Raw genomic sequence first — 13,677 nt, 5'->3', positions numbered from 1 at the left:
CAGGGATATCCACCGGTTTCAGGTACAGCGCCAGAGTCACGCAAACGGCAAACACCAGTGGCGATAGCAGCAGAAATTTCTTCACGGGAACTCTTCATCTGGTGTGGAAACGGTTGCACTGAAACCGGGGGCTGTCGCCAGCCCCCGGTCCTGTATTACAGGCCGTCGTTTTTCAGGCGGTTGGCATGTTGGCGGTAGACCGTAACCGGGTCGGTTTCGAACAGGCTGGTCAGCCCCAGTGTCTGGTTGACCTCGTCGAGATGATTCATCCGGTAGTTATCGCGGATCACCTTGCCCATACGCGAGCTGCAGCGGCCGACCAAACCGTCGTTGGCTTCACCCTTGAAGGTCAGAGCCGTAGCGCCTAGCAGTAAATCGCTGGGATCGATGATGTTGGTCATCGGGCTGGTCCCACTCCAAGAGTAGTAGCGCACCCCATTCACGCTGTAGGCCCCTTCACCGCAAGCCGTGGTGGGAATACCCTGCGGGAACTTGGCGTTGAACCGCGCCGCGCCTTGGCTGTTGAGCGACTCCAGGGAGCCGAGGGCGTTCTGCGGGCTGGTACTGGAACTGCCTGAGAGGAAGTTGATCAGCGTGCCGAGGCCATTGACGATGCCGGCTAGCAGGGTTTCACCGGCCGAGCCTGCTGGAACCTGGCGGATAAAATCGGCGGTGGCCGAGCCCTTGTGCGGTGCGCCGACGCTGGTGGCGGAGGCAATCAGGTTTGGTTTGACGGCAGCGACGTAGCGGATGGTCGGCCCGCCATGGCTATGGCCGATCAAGTTGACCTTGGGCTTGCCGCTGATGGCGACAATCTCTTCCACCTGGTTCAGCAGTTCTTCGCCGCGGGCTTCCGAGGTGTTCAGTTGACTGACTTCGGTGATGTACACGCTGGCACCGTCGCGACGCAGCGCGGCAGGAATGCCGTACCAGTAGTCGACTCCCAGGATACTGTCGAAGCCGAGCATGCCGTGGGCCAGTACAACTGGATACTTGGTCTGGGTGTATCCAGAGGAGCCGAACCAGAAGGCATGGGTGTTGCCAGAGGCCAGCAAGCCGGCGCCCAGGCAGAGGGCGAGCAGGGTTTTATTGTTGTTCATTGGTGCTCTCGCTAGGGTTTATCGGGCAGTTAAAGGCAGTCCATGCAGCCAAAACGCCCGTCCCATGGCGCGTACTTCAGCCCCAAGGCAATGGCAGAAAGCATGCCATTCCAGCACAAAATACGTGCAAGGCTCTGCCACGGGCCTTGCGTCTGGTCTGTTGCGCGCCTGTCGCAAACAGGTTGCTGCGCGGTTGTTACGGGCTGAAACGGCCCAACCTTGCTGGCAGGCCCCAGATGTCGGGGCGAGAGGCTAGTGCACGCCGGCTTATTGATGGATTGGCAGGCTGTTTATCTGCTTTTCCAATCGAAGGTTGGGTGGCGGTTGGGCGCGCCGCTGACTTGACAGTTTTGCGCGTGCTTCTCTAGGATGCTGACCCAGCGCCGATTTAAACAGCTACTTGCGGGGCGCCGGGTTACCTGCTGATTGCAGCGCCCTGAGAAGTACTCTCTTGGAGGCTTCGAAATTCCGCTAAAGCGCTGGTTCGGTGTCGCCTCTCACCGCTGCCCAGCGGACTCAATGAGGCGGAGACATATCGATGCACTGTCCCCAACCGCTTATTCGCCTGGCCCCGATCACCTCTGGGCTGACCCTGCGCAATCCGAAAATACTCCTTGGCGGTAGCCATCAGCCGACGCTGTTGCGCTATCTCGATGGCTGGCCCAAGCGCTGGGCAGGGCCACGGACCTTTCTGATCAATTTCGTTCACGATGGCGAGTCGCTTGCGCGCTTTGCCAGCAATCATTTCGATATGGCGGTGATCCAGGCGCCAACGGCCGCGCAGCTGGATGAAACCGTGCGTCAGTTGACGCGTGTAGCCAAGCAGGGGCTGATCACTCGGCGCTGAATGAATCCCGCAATAGCTTTGGCCAAAGCCACTGCCGATCCGCTAGGCTCAAACGATAATGTCAGGGAGTGGGCTATGTTCGAATCCGCCGAGATCGGCCGCCGTATTGATAAAGAAACTTTTGAAGCCGAGGCTCCCGCGCTACGCGAAGCGTTGCTTGAGGCGCAGTACGAGTTGCAGCAGCAAGGACGTTTTGCCGTGCTTATTCTGATCAACGGGATCGAAGGTGCGGGTAAGGGAGAGACGGTCAAGCTGCTTAACGAGTGGATGGATGCGCGGCTGATTCAGGTCAATACCTTCGACCAGCAGACCGATGAGGAGCTGGCGCGACCGCCGGCCTGGCGTTACTGGCGGCAACTGCCCCCCAAGGGGCGTATCGGCATCTTCTTTGGTAACTGGTACAGCCAGATGCTGCAGGGGCGGGTGCATGGGCGGATTAAGAATGCCGTGCTTGACCAGGCCATCGATAGCACCCTGGGGATGGAGCGCATGCTCTGCGATGAGGGTACGCTGATCTTCAAGTTCTGGTTCCATCTATCCAAGCTGCAGATGAAAGCGCGCCTCAAGGCGCTGCAGGACGACCCGCTGCACAGCTGGCGGATCAGTCCGCTGGACTGGCAGCAATCAAAAACCTACGACAAATTTGTACGTGTCGGCGAGCGTGTGTTGCGCCGCACCAGTCGCGACTACGCGCCCTGGTATGTGGTGGAAGGCGTGGATGAGTATTACCGCAGCCTGACGGTCGGGCGCATTCTGCTCGATGGCTTGCAAGCCGCGTTGAAGGCCAAGACGCGCCCCGTGCCCCATCCTCATGCTGCGCCGCTGACCTCCAGTCTCGATCAGCGCGGGCTGATCGACAGCCTGGACATGAGTCAGGCGCTGGATAAGGAGTTGTACGCTGAACAGTTGGTTATCGAACAGGCTCGCTTGTCCAGCCTGATGCGTGATAAGCGCATGCGTCGCCATTCGTTGATTGCAGTGTTCGAAGGCAATGATGCGGCCGGCAAGGGTGGGGCGATTCGTCGGGTGATTGGTGCGCTCGATCCCCGTCAGTACCGCATCGTCCCGGTTGCCGCGCCGACCGAAGAAGAGCGCGCGCAGCCCTATCTGTGGCGTTTCTGGCGGCACATTCCGCCGCGCGGCAAGTTCACCGTGTTTGACCGCTCCTGGTATGGCCGAGTGTTGGTGGAACGGGTCGAGGGCTTTTGCAGCACCGGCGACTGGCTGCGCGCCTATGGCGAGATCAATGACTTCGAAGAGCAGCTCAGCGAAGCCGGCGTGGTGTTGGTGAAGTTCTGGCTGTCGATCGATCAGCAAACCCAGCTGGAACGCTTCAAGGCGCGCGAGCAGATTCCTTTCAAGCGTTTCAAAATCACCGAAGAAGACTGGCGCAATCGCGAGAAATGGCCGCTGTACCGCGATGCAATTGGCGATATGGTCGATCGCACCAGCACCGAGATCGCCCCGTGGACGTTAGTGGAAGCCAATGACAAGCGCTTTGCCCGGATCAAGGTGCTGCGCACTATCAATGAAGCGCTTGAGGCCGCATTCGGCAAAGACTGAGTTACACGGGCAACAGGATGGTCGCGCATACGGCTGATGAATGATTGTCGCTGAGTGAGATTGTCCAGCTTTATTCTTGTTGGCAACTCAACCCAATTACAATGAGGTGCGACATGCGTGAAGTGGTGATCGTTGACAGCGTACGGACTGGTTTGGCCAAGTCCTTTCGTGGCAAGTTCAATCTGACCCGTCCAGACGACATGGCGGCTCACTGCGTCAATGCACTGCTGGCGCGCACCGGTATCGACCCGGCGCTGGTGGATGACTGCATCGTTGGTGCCGGCTCCAATGAAGGCGCTCAGGGCATGAACATTGGTCGCAACGTGGCCGTGCTGTCCGGCCTGGGCACCAATGTGGCGGGCATGACCCTCAACCGTTTCTGCTCCTCGGGCCTGCAGGCCATTGCGATTGCAGCCAATCAGGTGGCGTCGGGTTGCAGCGATGTGATCGTGGCGGGTGGCGTCGAGTCGATCACCATGACCCTGAAAAGCATGAACACGCAGAACCTGTTCAACCCGGTGCTGCAAAAAGATCTGCCGGGTATCTATTACCCCATGGGTCAGACCGCCGAGATCGTTGCTCGTCGTTACAACGTCAGCCGCGAAGCCCAGGATACCTATGCCCTGCAGAGCCAGCAGCGCACTGCGCGGGCGCAGGCTGAAGGTCTGTTCGATGATGAAATCGTGCCGATGCACGTCAAGTATCAGGTCGAAGACAAAGCCACCGGCGAGAAGAGCATCATCGATGGCATCGTCGCTCACGACGACTGCAACCGTGCCGACACCACTCTGGAAAGCCTGGCCGCGCTCAAACCGGTATTTGCCGACGACGGGTCGGTCACCGCTGGCAATGCCTCGCAGCTGTCCGATGGCGCCTCGATGACTCTGGTGATGAGCCTGGAAAAAGCCATCGAACTAGGCCTCAAGCCGCTGGCGTTCTTCCGCGGCTTTGTGGCCGCCGGCTGCGAGCCGGATGAGATGGGCATTGGTCCGGTGTTCTCGGTGCCTAAGCTGCTCAAGGCCAAGGGTCTGAGTGTTGCCGATATCGACCTCTGGGAGCTTAACGAGGCGTTTGCTTCGCAGTGCCTGTACGCGCGCGACCGTCTGGAAATTGACAACGCCAAGTACAACGTCAATGGCGGCTCGATTTCCATCGGCCATCCGTTCGGTATGACCGGCTCGCGCCAGGTTGGTCATCTGGTGCGTGAGCTGCAGCGACGTAACCTGCGTTACGGCATCGTCACCATGTGTGTGGGCGGCGGCATGGGCGCGACCGGGTTGTTTGAAGCCGTGCGCTGATCGTCCTGCGTCCAATAAAAAACCGCGACGTGTCGCGGTTTTTTATTGGCTGGTCTTTGTATTCAATATTTACGAAGTTTTGAAAATGTTGATATTGGTATGCAAATCAATCAAACGCTTGGCAATTTTTTCACTGGCATCAGAAGTCTCTCGGGCACCGTCGGCGGTTTGCTGAGCAATATGGGTTATTCTCAACAGCGTGTTGTTGATCTCTTGAGACACGAAAGCCTGCTGCTCTGACGCCGCAGCAACTTGCGTATTTAGATCAGAAATCCCATCAACGGCAGTCGATACATCGTCAAACGCTTTGGTAGTCTCAACGACTTTTTCAAAGCACAGGGAAGTACTTCTTTTACCGCTGGCCATGCTATTAACAGCTTTATTGGCTTGCTCTTGCAGTCGCTGCACCAACCCCTGAATATCCACAGTTGAATCTCTTGTGCGTTTTGCAAGAGAGCGCACTTCGTCAGCCACTACAGCAAACCCGCGCCCGCTGTCACCCGCCCTAGCGGCTTCAATGGCAGCATTCAGGGCCAGTAGGTTAGTTTGCTCGGCGATGGACTGTATGGTATCCGTCACTTGGCCAATATTGTTGGTTTCCGCCATTAAACCTGAAATAACTTCGGCCGCCTGCTCTACCTCAGTGGCCAGCTGTTCTATGATTTTTTGTGTGTTCTGAGCAATATTCTGGCCTTCACGAACTTTATCTCGAACTGCGTCGGCTACCTGACTGGCTTCGTTGGTAGTTCTGGCAATCTCATTAGTGGTGGCGCTCATTTCTTCAACAGCCGCTGCCACTTGCTCCGTTTCACGATGCTGTGTATCTACGTTCTTAACGGTAATCTCCATCACCCTAAGGCTGACTTCTGCCGAAGTCCCAAGCTCATCAGCCTGAGTGGACACACTTTTGATAACCTTATTCAACACCATCATAAATTTATTAAAGGCTTTAGCCACCTCGCCGGTTTCATCTTTTGCAGAGTCATCAAGACGCAGGCGCAAATCGCCGTCGCCATCAGCAACCTCTCTAAGCCTAGTGAGTAGGTTGTTGATAGGGACAACAATGGAACGGCTTATGAGAAATGGCAGCGCAATCGAAAGAGCAAGCGACACGATGAACAGGCCGGCAATGAGTTCGATGGCAGACTGCTCATCGGCCTCAGCCTGCGATACAGACCGCTGAGTGAAATTTTGGATAGTGTCTAGCAACTCGATAAGTTGAGCATTGACTTCAGCTTCCAGTGCTTCAATGACTTTGGCCTGCTCGATAACGCTGTCAATATCGCCAGCCCTGGCAGAGCTGATAACTTTAGCCGTTAGCCCCTCCAGTACGGTCAATTCAGACGAAACTGCCGCAAGGTCAGAAACTATTGCGCGATACTCTGTCTTGGCTGTTTCGGTATGTAACTTGCTCATTGCGTCCTGTGCAAAGTTCTTCGCGTTATTCAATTCTGCCTGGGCGCTCTTTTGGTACTCAGAAACCTTTTGAATATTTTTATCCAATTCAGACTGGGCACCTGAGTAACCTTCCTTCACTAAGGTGGCTTTAAAGAAGACTCTTTCTAAAACAATAGCTTGTTGTAACTGGTAGTCAGTTGTTTTCGTAATTTTTCGCGTCAGAGGAATATCCTCTTCGGCAACTTCAAGTATTTGAGTGCCTATTTTCGCCATCTGCGCTATTGAAATGCCTCCGATTAAAATCAGCAAGCCTAACTGCACAACACCCATCAAATAGACTTTATGAGATATCTTCAAGAGCGACAGCATATATTCAACCTCAACCTAAGTAACAATTAAATATCATGTTTATCTTCTGTCTCAGCCAATGCCTGCTGCCTAAAGTAAGACAACATCCTTAAAGCAAAACCTGATTCCGTTTGTACTTTTTGATTAAAGGTATCTGGCGAAACATTCAAGAACTCAGAAAAACCATTCAGGCTGGTTATTTCAGGATGATCTAATGAGCGAAAACCCATACTCCAGCCCCCAAACGAACGCTCGTGGATTTCGTGGATGCCGAGCAAATTGACTCTCTTGTGCCGGCTATCGGCTTTGATAACATCAAATAACGACTCTATTATTTTATTATCACCTTCAAGGGCCTGAATAAAGGTGCCGGTTCCGTCATAGAGTAATAGACCCGTAATGCCAAGACGCTGATTTTTTGCTCTTACCTGGGTCAGTAACTGCACCAAATCTTTTGATTTGTATCTCTCATTGGCACTACTGACATAACAAAGCTCAATCATAGTTCAGCCCTCCGATGTAATGAGAACCGTTAGTATAGGAATAGGTTAAATTGTAGACCATCTCGCGGCGGGAGTAGGCTTGACTGAGCACAGGAGTATTCATGCTGCGCAGCTTATCGAGGCGGGTGTTCAACTGCCTCCGCTCGTTTTTTGAGTAGGAGAAAACAGGGGATCTGCATGGAAATGGTGGGCAGAATTCGCCGAATGTATTTCCACGACAAACCATTGCTGCATGAGATATACGCTTACCCCTATCGGCATTGCAGCCATGGTGTGTAAGCCTTTCGCTACAGGCGGGCCATTACCTGAACTGGATCTCGTGTGGCGATACCATCACCGTCATGATGAGGGTGACTACATTGGCGCTTTTTTCTGAAAAGCTCTGTTGAGGTCAGGTTAAAGGCCTGTTGCAAGCCCCGTTCTATGGCCCTCACTGGCTTAGAGAGGGCTGGCTGGGGTGATTCAGAATGCACGGCTTTCGATGATCTCGTTGGCCTGAGCCATTCGACGGATATAAAAGGCAATCTCTCGCTCGGCATCCGTTCGGTTGAAGTAGGGGCCTTCCAGGGTGCCCTCGCGGGTGGAGAAGAAGTATTGGCCGTTGACCGCGCTAACGCGTTCACTGCGGTAGTGGGTGCCAGGGCTGTGATCGACATTACGTTGACCGAACATGGATGAACCTCCCGCAAGATGAGCTGATGAAAATCAGTCTAAACGGCGTTTTTCTGGCTGCTGAATTTAACGACAAATGGTCGTTTTCGCCGAATATCGCCATCTTTTTCCTTGATTTTGTATTTTTGGCGTCAATTGGGTGACTTGATGTTGCCTGGCTATCAGTACAGTTGCAGTGAATAGCACTGCCTAGCTGTGGCTGTGCCGGTCCATGGGCGCGGCCTAGAATGCTGGTTTGCGGCTGCAACCTGCATCAGTCGATGGTTGTAGCGCTGGGTTTAGAGGCGTTTATGCATGTTTCCTCCGGTCGTTGGCTGTATGGGTTGTTCCTGGCACTGTTAACGGCGTTGTTATGGGGCGTACTGCCGATCAAGCTCAAGGAAGTGCTGCAGGTGATGGACCCGGTTACGGTGACCTGGTTTCGCTTGCTGGTTTCCGGCTCTATCCTGCTCGCCTATCTGGCGGCCAGCAAACGCTTGCCCGCCTTCCGTCCGTTGGGCAAGAAGGGCGTATGGCTGTTGCTGCTGGCGATAGCCGGGTTGACCGCCAACTATGTGCTTTATCTGGTTGGCCTCAATTTGCTCAGCCCCGGTACTACGCAGCTGGTGATTCAGGTTGCGCCAATTTTGTTGTTGATCAGCAGTCTGTTTGTCTTCCGCGAGCGTTTCAGCCTTGGCCAGGGGCTGGGCTTGTTGGTGCTGCTGATCGGTTTTGTCTTGTTCTTTAATCAACGTCTGGATGAGCTGCTGACTTCACTGACGGCCTACACCACCGGTGTGTTGATCGTGCTGCTGGCGGCGTTTGTCTGGGCGTTCTATGGCTTGGCGCAGAAACAGTTGCTGACGGTGTGGAACTCGCTGCAGGTGATGATGGTGATCTACCTGGCCTGCGCCATGCTGCTGACGCCTTGGGCACATCCGCTGCAAGCGTTGGAGTTGAGCCCGCTGCAGGGTTGGTTGCTGTTTGCCTGTTGCCTGAACACGCTGGTGGCTTATGGCGCGTTTGCCGAAGCGTTGGCGCATTGGGAGGCTTCGCGGGTCAGTGCGGCATTGGCGATTACCCCGTTGGTGACGTTTGCCTCGGTGGCGCTGGCTGCCAGCTGGTGGCCTGATCATGTGCAGCCTGAGCAGATCAACTGGCTAGCCTATGGTGGCGCAGTACTGGTGGTGCTGGGGTCAGCGTTGACGGCGCTCGGCCCATCCCTGGTCGCCAGCTGGAAAGCCCGCAAGAGCGGCGTGATGCCTGTAGGAGCCCTGAAATGAGTACCGATGAACTGGCGCGAGTCAACGGCAAGATACTGGCTGCCGGAGAGCCGTCTTTACCGGCGGTGACCTTGCGTGATGGCAGCCGAGTCCAGACGGGTACGGTCGCCACCATGCTGCACAATATCGAACTGTACAACCAGGGTGAGCGCGGCGAGGTCGAGCGTGAGTTGGCGTTGGCCGTTCCTACGCTCTGCCGCATTGGCCTGTTCCAGCTGTTTTCCCCTGAGGAGTGGAGCGCCAGTGAAGATAACCCCGGTCGGCGTTATGTCGGTTTGAAAGCCCGTGAGTACCTCGGCGACTAGGCTTTGCCGCCAAGGTTTTCCGCGCGGCGCAACCAGCTTTGGCGCTGTTCTTCGCTCGAGGGGCGTACCGGCGCAAATTCGGCCAGGCGGCGGGTTTTGATGCCGCTGAAACCGAGGATGGTGCGGGTCATCTGCCGATGCCCAGGCGCACCGTAGATCCAGCGGAAGTACCAGGGCGGCGTATCCATGGTCACCAGCAGGTCGGCAGTGCGTCCCGTCAGCAGCTTGTCCCAGAGTTGCGAGCGGTTGCGGTACTTGAAGGCGAAGCCTGGTAGAAAGGTGCGGTCGAAGAAGCCCTTGAGCAGTGCGGGAATACCTCCCCACCAGACCGGATAGACGAATACCAGGTGTTCGGCCCAATGAATCTGCCGCTGTGCTTCCAGTAGGTCGGGTTCCAGTGGCTGGCTTTGCTCATAGCCGTCGCGCAGTACTGGGTCGTAGTCCATTTCACCCAGCTTCAGCTGGCGTACCACGTGGCCCTTGCGGCGTGCGCCTTGAGCGTAGGCTTCACCGAGGGCATGGCAGAAACTGTTGGCCTTGGGTGTGCCGAGAATCATCAGGATGCGTTTACCATCACCTTCCAGTGGTGTTGCGCCGCTCTTTACTGCGTCACTCATGTTGACCCGCCTCCAGCATGTTTTCGGGACGCACCCAGGCGTCGAATTGTTCATTGCTCAGGTAGCCCAGTTGCAGCGCTGCGTCACGCAGGGTAGTGCCATCCTGATAGGCCAGCTTGGCGATTTGTGCGGCCTTGTCGTAGCCGATATGCGGGTTCAGTGCGGTGACCAGCATCAGACCGTGTTCCAGGTGCTCGGCCATTTTCCCTGCGTCCGGTTGCAGGCCCGCGACGCAGTGCTGCTGGAAGTTATGGCAGCCGTCCGCCAATAAACGTATCGATTGCAGCAAGTTGTGAATGATCACCGGTTTGAACACGTTGAGTTGCAGATGGCCCTGGCTAGCGGCAAAGGCAATCGTGGTGTCGTTCCCCAATACCTGGCATGCCAGCATCGACAGCGCCTCGCATTGGGTTGGGTTGACTTTGCCTGGCATGATTGAACTGCCCGGTTCATTGGCCGGTAAACGCACCTCGGCCAAGCCTGCGCGAGGGCCGGAGCCCAGCAACCGCAGATCGTTAGCCAGTTTCATAAGGGCCACTGCCAGGGTTTTCAAGGCACCTGAGAGCGCCACCAGCGGTTCGTGGCCGGCGAGGGCGGCAAACTTGTTCGGCGCACTGACCAGTGGCAGGCCACTCAAAGCGGCCAGTTCGGCAGCCATAGCATCGGCAAAACCCTGTGGTGAGTTCAACCCAGTGCCCACAGCTGTCCCCCCTTGGGCCAGTTCGCAGACGGCCGGCAGAGCGGCCTGGATAGTATGTTCGGCATAACCTAGTTGCGCGACAAAGGCCGATAGCTCCTGGCCGAAGGTCATCGGTGTAGCATCCATCATGTGTGTGCGCCCGGTTTTGACCTGCCGCGCATGCCGTTCAGCTTGTTCCTGCAGTCCAGCACGCAGTTCGCGCAAGGCGGGCAGCAATTGCTGCTGCACGGCGTGCACGGCGGCGATATGCATGGCGGTGGGGAAGCTGTCGTTGGAGCTTTGCGCGCGGTTGACGTGGTCGTTGGGGTGCACCGGCGTTTTACCGCCACGGTCGTTGCCCGCCAGTTCGTTGGCCCGCCCGGCAATCACCTCGTTGACGTTCATGTTGCTTTGCGTGCCGCTGCCGGTCTGCCAGACCACCAGGGGAAATTGCTCATCATGTTGGCCGGCCAAGACTTCATTGGCGGCCTCCTCGATCAGTCGGGCCAGGTCGGCCGGCAACTCACCGATACGCTGATTGACCCGCGCGGCGGCTTTCTTGATCAGCGCCAGGGCATGCACGACCGGTAAGGGCATGTGCTCCTGACCGATGGCGAAGTTGATCAGCGAGCGTTGGGTTTGCGCGCCCCAATAGGCTTCATCGGGTACTTCGATGGGACCCAGGCTGTCGGTTTCAGTGCGGCTCATGGTGGCTCTCCTGATGGTTGCGCATGCAGCATAGGGATTGCCAGGCCAGCGACTGCCAGCCTGGGCGTATCTCAGCTTAGGTCGCTGTGCATCAGCAGAGGTTCAACTGCCGCAGTTAACTACCAGCGGGCGCGGGTTTCACCGAGCCAGCCAAGGGCGTTGTTGACGGGTACGCGCTCACCTTCCGGGCCGCGCAGAACCCCCTCGAAATGCCCAAACCACTGCTGCGTGTCAGCAAAGAACGGCCCAAGCCGGCGGTAGGCCTGGTGGCGCTGGCGCGGGGAAAATGTCAGTTGTACGGCATCATCCTGGCTGCGCAGTTGCCAGGGCGCCAGGCTGGTGTTCGGGCCTTGGGTGATGGCGATAGGGCTGTCCAGGTGCAGCAGTTCACCGCCAAACCACAAGGTGTTTTCGGAGAGCCCGCTATGATCTGTCCAGCCAGCGCCGAAATTGCCAGCGATGCCACCCGGTGCCGCAAAGGCCGCCCGCGTCCAATGGCTATTAAGCGGCCAGACACCGCGACCGAAGTCCAAGGAAGCAAAACTCTGCCCAGGTAGACAACCATATTGGCGTTTACCCAACTGCACTGTTCCACAGCAGGGGAGGCCCAGTTGCCGGCTTGTGGCGTGAAAGCACTTTCCTTTGAGTGGAGCCACCAGGTTCACTGAGTCAAGGTGGGCGGGGCGTTGGATATCCAGTGATGCCTGTAACGGCTGCCCGCCGAGATCAGGTGCATTTATGGTGATACGGGTACGGCCAGTATGTTCCGACACACGCAATTGCAGGCGAGGGTGGTTGAACTCATGGCTGATCTGGGGGTGATCCGGCAGCTCGCAGCCTCGGCCGAACAGGCGGAATTGGCTGTAGGCCATGCCTTGTCCAGACTGCAGGTCCAGAAAGTAGGCCGCGGCGTAGCCCAGGTAATCCAGGTCGGCAATGGTGAACGCAAGCATCCACTGTGGGGTGGTGATGCACCAGTGATTCCAGCGTTTTCGGCGGCCCAGGTTACCGGGAATGGCACAGTCGACCATTGGCCTGGGTGCCCAGCCAACCGCCTGAGGGTTCAACTGGCCATGACTATCGCACAGGGCAATAGCGGCGAAGGGTTCGGGATGAGTAAAGCTGTTCATCAAACACGTCCATGTGTGCGCAACCTTACGAGTCTGGCGGTGCGCTGAAACAGAGATGGCCAATGCTGTGAGCATGCACAGGTGCACATCAACACAGCAATTACTGGCATTTTGAACTTTAAGCAGGTTGTGCGCCAGTGCACAGTTGTAGCTTGATCTGGTTAAAGCGGCGTGCAGGCTTGAGTAGGACAAGCCCTTGGGCACAAAATGCCGCAAAGTGAGTCAAACACGGCTCTTCTCTCATTCAGGAGTAGTACATGTCACGTTTACCTGCCTTTTGCGCTGCCCTAATACTGACGTGCGGTAGTGCTCAGGTGCTCGCCGATGCCAAGGGCCACGCTGCTGATGCCGAGCGTTTTCTCGTACTGGCCCGTGCTGACAAGCTCGCTGTACCGGTGTTTGCCCAGGTGCAGCAGATGTTTGCCCAGCGCTTTGCCGAGAGCAATGCGCCGCAGAGCGAGAAGGCTGTGCTGGAAACCTACCAGGCTCAGGCCAATGCGGCTCTGGAACAAGCCGTGGGTTGGGACAAGCTCAAGCCGGATATGGTCAAGCTCTACACCAGCAACTTCAACGAGCAGGAAATGAAGGACCTGATCCGTTTCTACGAGTCGCCGCTGGGCAAGAAAGTCCTGGAGAAAATGCCAACGCTGACCGCACAGTCGGCGCAGCTGACTCAGGGCAAGCTGGAAACCGCCGTACCCAAGGTCAATCAGCTATTGGCGGAAATGACCACCAAGCTGACTCCAAAGAAGCCCTGAGTGACAGTCCCTATGCCGAAGATCGATTTGTTGCAGGCCGCTCTGGCAAGCTTGCAGCCCCAGCAGCTCGATGTGCTGGATGAAAGCCATATGCACAGCCGGGGGCTGGAAACCCATTACAAGGCGGTGATCGTCAGCGAGCATTTCGCCGGCCTGAATGCGGTCAAGCGGCATCAGGAGGTCTATGCCGCCGTAGGCGAGCTTATGGGGCAGATCCATGCCCTGGCACTGCATACCTATACACCCGATGAGTGGTCACAGCAGGGCGTGGCTCCGGCTTCGCCGACCTGCAAGGGCGGCCACTGAGAACCTGCTTACGATCTCGCGAGCTAGAGCGCCGTAAGGCAAAAGCAGGCGAGGAAGCGGAGTGTACGAGTTGTACATGAGCATCCGAGTCTGCTTTTAACGCAGCAGGGCCGACGCGCAGCAGATCGTAAGCAGGTTCTGAGGCAATTCGCCTCTACACGGTTCCCCTCAAGGGCAGTAAAC

General features: G+C 56.7%; 14 protein-coding genes and 1 pseudogene. 7 read left to right on the top strand and 8 right to left on the bottom strand.

All coding sequences use genetic code 11. The annotated features are described in order from the left end of the window. Positions 1-155: 155 nt before the first annotated feature. Positions 156-1,100 carry a triacylglycerol lipase gene (locus tag OU997_RS20325; protein ID WP_108488795.1) on the bottom strand — a complete coding sequence of 315 codons (945 nt, stop codon included), beginning with the start codon at positions 1,098-1,100 and terminating at the stop codon, positions 156-158. Positions 1,101-1,638: 538 nt separating this feature from the next. Here OU997_RS20325 and OU997_RS20320 point away from each other — a divergent pair. The 3 genes from OU997_RS20320 to OU997_RS20310 all read left to right on the top strand — a co-directional run bounded on the left by OU997_RS20320 (position 1,639) and on the right by OU997_RS20310 (position 4,808). Next, positions 1,639-1,947 (top strand): hypothetical protein, encoded by a 309-nt coding sequence (locus OU997_RS20320; protein WP_108488794.1) that lies wholly within the window; start codon positions 1,639-1,641, stop codon positions 1,945-1,947. Between the two features lie 75 nt (positions 1,948-2,022). Further along, on the top strand, positions 2,023-3,510 hold the full coding sequence (gene pap, locus OU997_RS20315; RefSeq protein WP_108488793.1) for a polyphosphate:AMP phosphotransferase: 1,488 nt from the start codon (positions 2,023-2,025) through the stop codon (positions 3,508-3,510). A 113-nt stretch (positions 3,511-3,623) separates the two neighbouring features. Beyond that, on the top strand, positions 3,624-4,808 hold the full coding sequence (locus OU997_RS20310; RefSeq protein ID WP_267808343.1) for a thiolase family protein: 1,185 nt from the start codon (positions 3,624-3,626) through the stop codon (positions 4,806-4,808). Between the two features lie 69 nt (positions 4,809-4,877). On the opposite strand, the gene OU997_RS21155 is transcribed toward OU997_RS20310, so the two are convergent. The 4 genes and pseudogenes from OU997_RS21155 to OU997_RS20295 form a co-directional block, all read right to left on the bottom strand. Continuing rightward, positions 4,878-5,657: a methyl-accepting chemotaxis protein gene (locus tag OU997_RS21155; protein WP_371920606.1), complete on the bottom strand. Its 780-nt coding sequence runs from the start codon at positions 5,655-5,657 to the stop codon at positions 4,878-4,880. A gap of 84 nt (positions 5,658-5,741) precedes the next feature. Beyond that, a pseudogene (locus tag OU997_RS21150) lies at positions 5,742-6,224 on the bottom strand (HAMP domain-containing protein); the annotation flags it as partial. Between the two features lie 377 nt (positions 6,225-6,601). Then, the gene (locus tag OU997_RS20300; protein ID WP_267808342.1) at positions 6,602-7,057 is read right to left on the bottom strand and encodes a BLUF domain-containing protein; all 456 of its coding nucleotides are present in this window, start codon (positions 7,055-7,057) and stop codon (positions 6,602-6,604) included. A gap of 462 nt (positions 7,058-7,519) precedes the next feature. Further along, entirely contained in the window at positions 7,520-7,729 is a 210-nt protein-coding gene (locus OU997_RS20295) for a DUF6316 family protein (RefSeq protein ID WP_108488789.1), read from the bottom strand. Positions 7,730-8,019: 290 nt separating this feature from the next. Here OU997_RS20295 and OU997_RS20290 point away from each other — a divergent pair, with 290 nt between their 5' ends. Continuing rightward, positions 8,020-8,991: a DMT family transporter gene (locus OU997_RS20290; protein ID WP_108488833.1), complete on the top strand. Its 972-nt coding sequence runs from the start codon at positions 8,020-8,022 to the stop codon at positions 8,989-8,991. Further along, positions 8,988-9,296, top strand: coding sequence for a DUF7709 family protein (locus tag OU997_RS20285; RefSeq protein WP_108488788.1), 309 nt, complete (start codon positions 8,988-8,990; stop codon positions 9,294-9,296). The genes OU997_RS20290 and OU997_RS20285 overlap by 4 nt, the downstream gene beginning before the upstream one ends. On the opposite strand, the gene OU997_RS20280 is transcribed toward OU997_RS20285, so the two are convergent. From OU997_RS20280 to OU997_RS20270, 3 genes are all read right to left on the bottom strand, one after another. After that, positions 9,293-9,913 (bottom strand): NAD(P)H-dependent oxidoreductase, encoded by a 621-nt coding sequence (locus OU997_RS20280; RefSeq protein WP_267808339.1) that lies wholly within the window; start codon positions 9,911-9,913, stop codon positions 9,293-9,295. The genes OU997_RS20285 and OU997_RS20280 overlap by 4 nt on opposite strands. After that, entirely contained in the window at positions 9,906-11,300 is a 1,395-nt protein-coding gene (locus OU997_RS20275; RefSeq protein ID WP_267808337.1) for a class II fumarate hydratase, read from the bottom strand. The genes OU997_RS20280 and OU997_RS20275 overlap by 8 nt, the downstream gene beginning before the upstream one ends. Before the next feature lie 119 nt (positions 11,301-11,419). Continuing rightward, positions 11,420-12,430: a DUF2804 domain-containing protein gene (locus OU997_RS20270; RefSeq protein ID WP_267808336.1), complete on the bottom strand. Its 1,011-nt coding sequence runs from the start codon at positions 12,428-12,430 to the stop codon at positions 11,420-11,422. A gap of 257 nt (positions 12,431-12,687) precedes the next feature. Here OU997_RS20270 and OU997_RS20265 point away from each other — a divergent pair, with 257 nt between their 5' ends. Then, positions 12,688-13,188, top strand: coding sequence for a DUF2059 domain-containing protein (locus OU997_RS20265; RefSeq protein WP_267808335.1), 501 nt, complete (start codon positions 12,688-12,690; stop codon positions 13,186-13,188). Positions 13,189-13,200: 12 nt separating this feature from the next. After that, positions 13,201-13,494, top strand: a complete 294-nt coding sequence (locus OU997_RS20260; RefSeq protein ID WP_267808333.1) for a BolA family protein — start codon at positions 13,201-13,203, stop codon at positions 13,492-13,494. The last annotated feature ends 183 nt before the right edge of the window (positions 13,495-13,677 follow it).

Source organism: Pseudomonas sp. SL4(2022) (genome assembly GCF_026625725.1).
Lineage (GTDB): Bacteria > Pseudomonadota > Gammaproteobacteria > Pseudomonadales > Pseudomonadaceae > Aquipseudomonas.
This window is presented reverse-complemented; position numbering and strand designations above follow the sequence as displayed.

Bases quoted from the DNA above. Each gene is read 5' to 3' on its own strand.
- OU997_RS20325 (WP_108488795.1), bottom strand. From the start codon at position 1,100: ATGAACAACAATAAAACCCTGCTCGCCCTCTGCCTGGGCGCCGGCTTG.
- OU997_RS20320 (WP_108488794.1), top strand. From the start codon at position 1,639: ATGCACTGTCCCCAACCGCTTATTCGCCTGGCCCCGATCACCTCTGGG.
- pap (WP_108488793.1), top strand. From the start codon at position 2,023: ATGTTCGAATCCGCCGAGATCGGCCGCCGTATTGATAAAGAAACTTTT.
- OU997_RS20310 (WP_267808343.1), top strand. From the start codon at position 3,624: ATGCGTGAAGTGGTGATCGTTGACAGCGTACGGACTGGTTTGGCCAAG.
- OU997_RS21155 (WP_371920606.1), bottom strand. From the start codon at position 5,657: ATGGAGATTACCGTTAAGAACGTAGATACACAGCATCGTGAAACGGAG.
- OU997_RS20300 (WP_267808342.1), bottom strand. From the start codon at position 7,057: ATGATTGAGCTTTGTTATGTCAGTAGTGCCAATGAGAGATACAAATCA.
- OU997_RS20295 (WP_108488789.1), bottom strand. From the start codon at position 7,729: ATGTTCGGTCAACGTAATGTCGATCACAGCCCTGGCACCCACTACCGC.
- OU997_RS20290 (WP_108488833.1), top strand. From the start codon at position 8,020: ATGCATGTTTCCTCCGGTCGTTGGCTGTATGGGTTGTTCCTGGCACTG.
- OU997_RS20285 (WP_108488788.1), top strand. From the start codon at position 8,988: ATGAGTACCGATGAACTGGCGCGAGTCAACGGCAAGATACTGGCTGCC.
- OU997_RS20280 (WP_267808339.1), bottom strand. From the start codon at position 9,913: ATGAGTGACGCAGTAAAGAGCGGCGCAACACCACTGGAAGGTGATGGT.
- OU997_RS20275 (WP_267808337.1), bottom strand. From the start codon at position 11,300: ATGAGCCGCACTGAAACCGACAGCCTGGGTCCCATCGAAGTACCCGAT.
- OU997_RS20270 (WP_267808336.1), bottom strand. From the start codon at position 12,430: ATGAACAGCTTTACTCATCCCGAACCCTTCGCCGCTATTGCCCTGTGC.
- OU997_RS20265 (WP_267808335.1), top strand. From the start codon at position 12,688: ATGTCACGTTTACCTGCCTTTTGCGCTGCCCTAATACTGACGTGCGGT.
- OU997_RS20260 (WP_267808333.1), top strand. From the start codon at position 13,201: ATGCCGAAGATCGATTTGTTGCAGGCCGCTCTGGCAAGCTTGCAGCCC.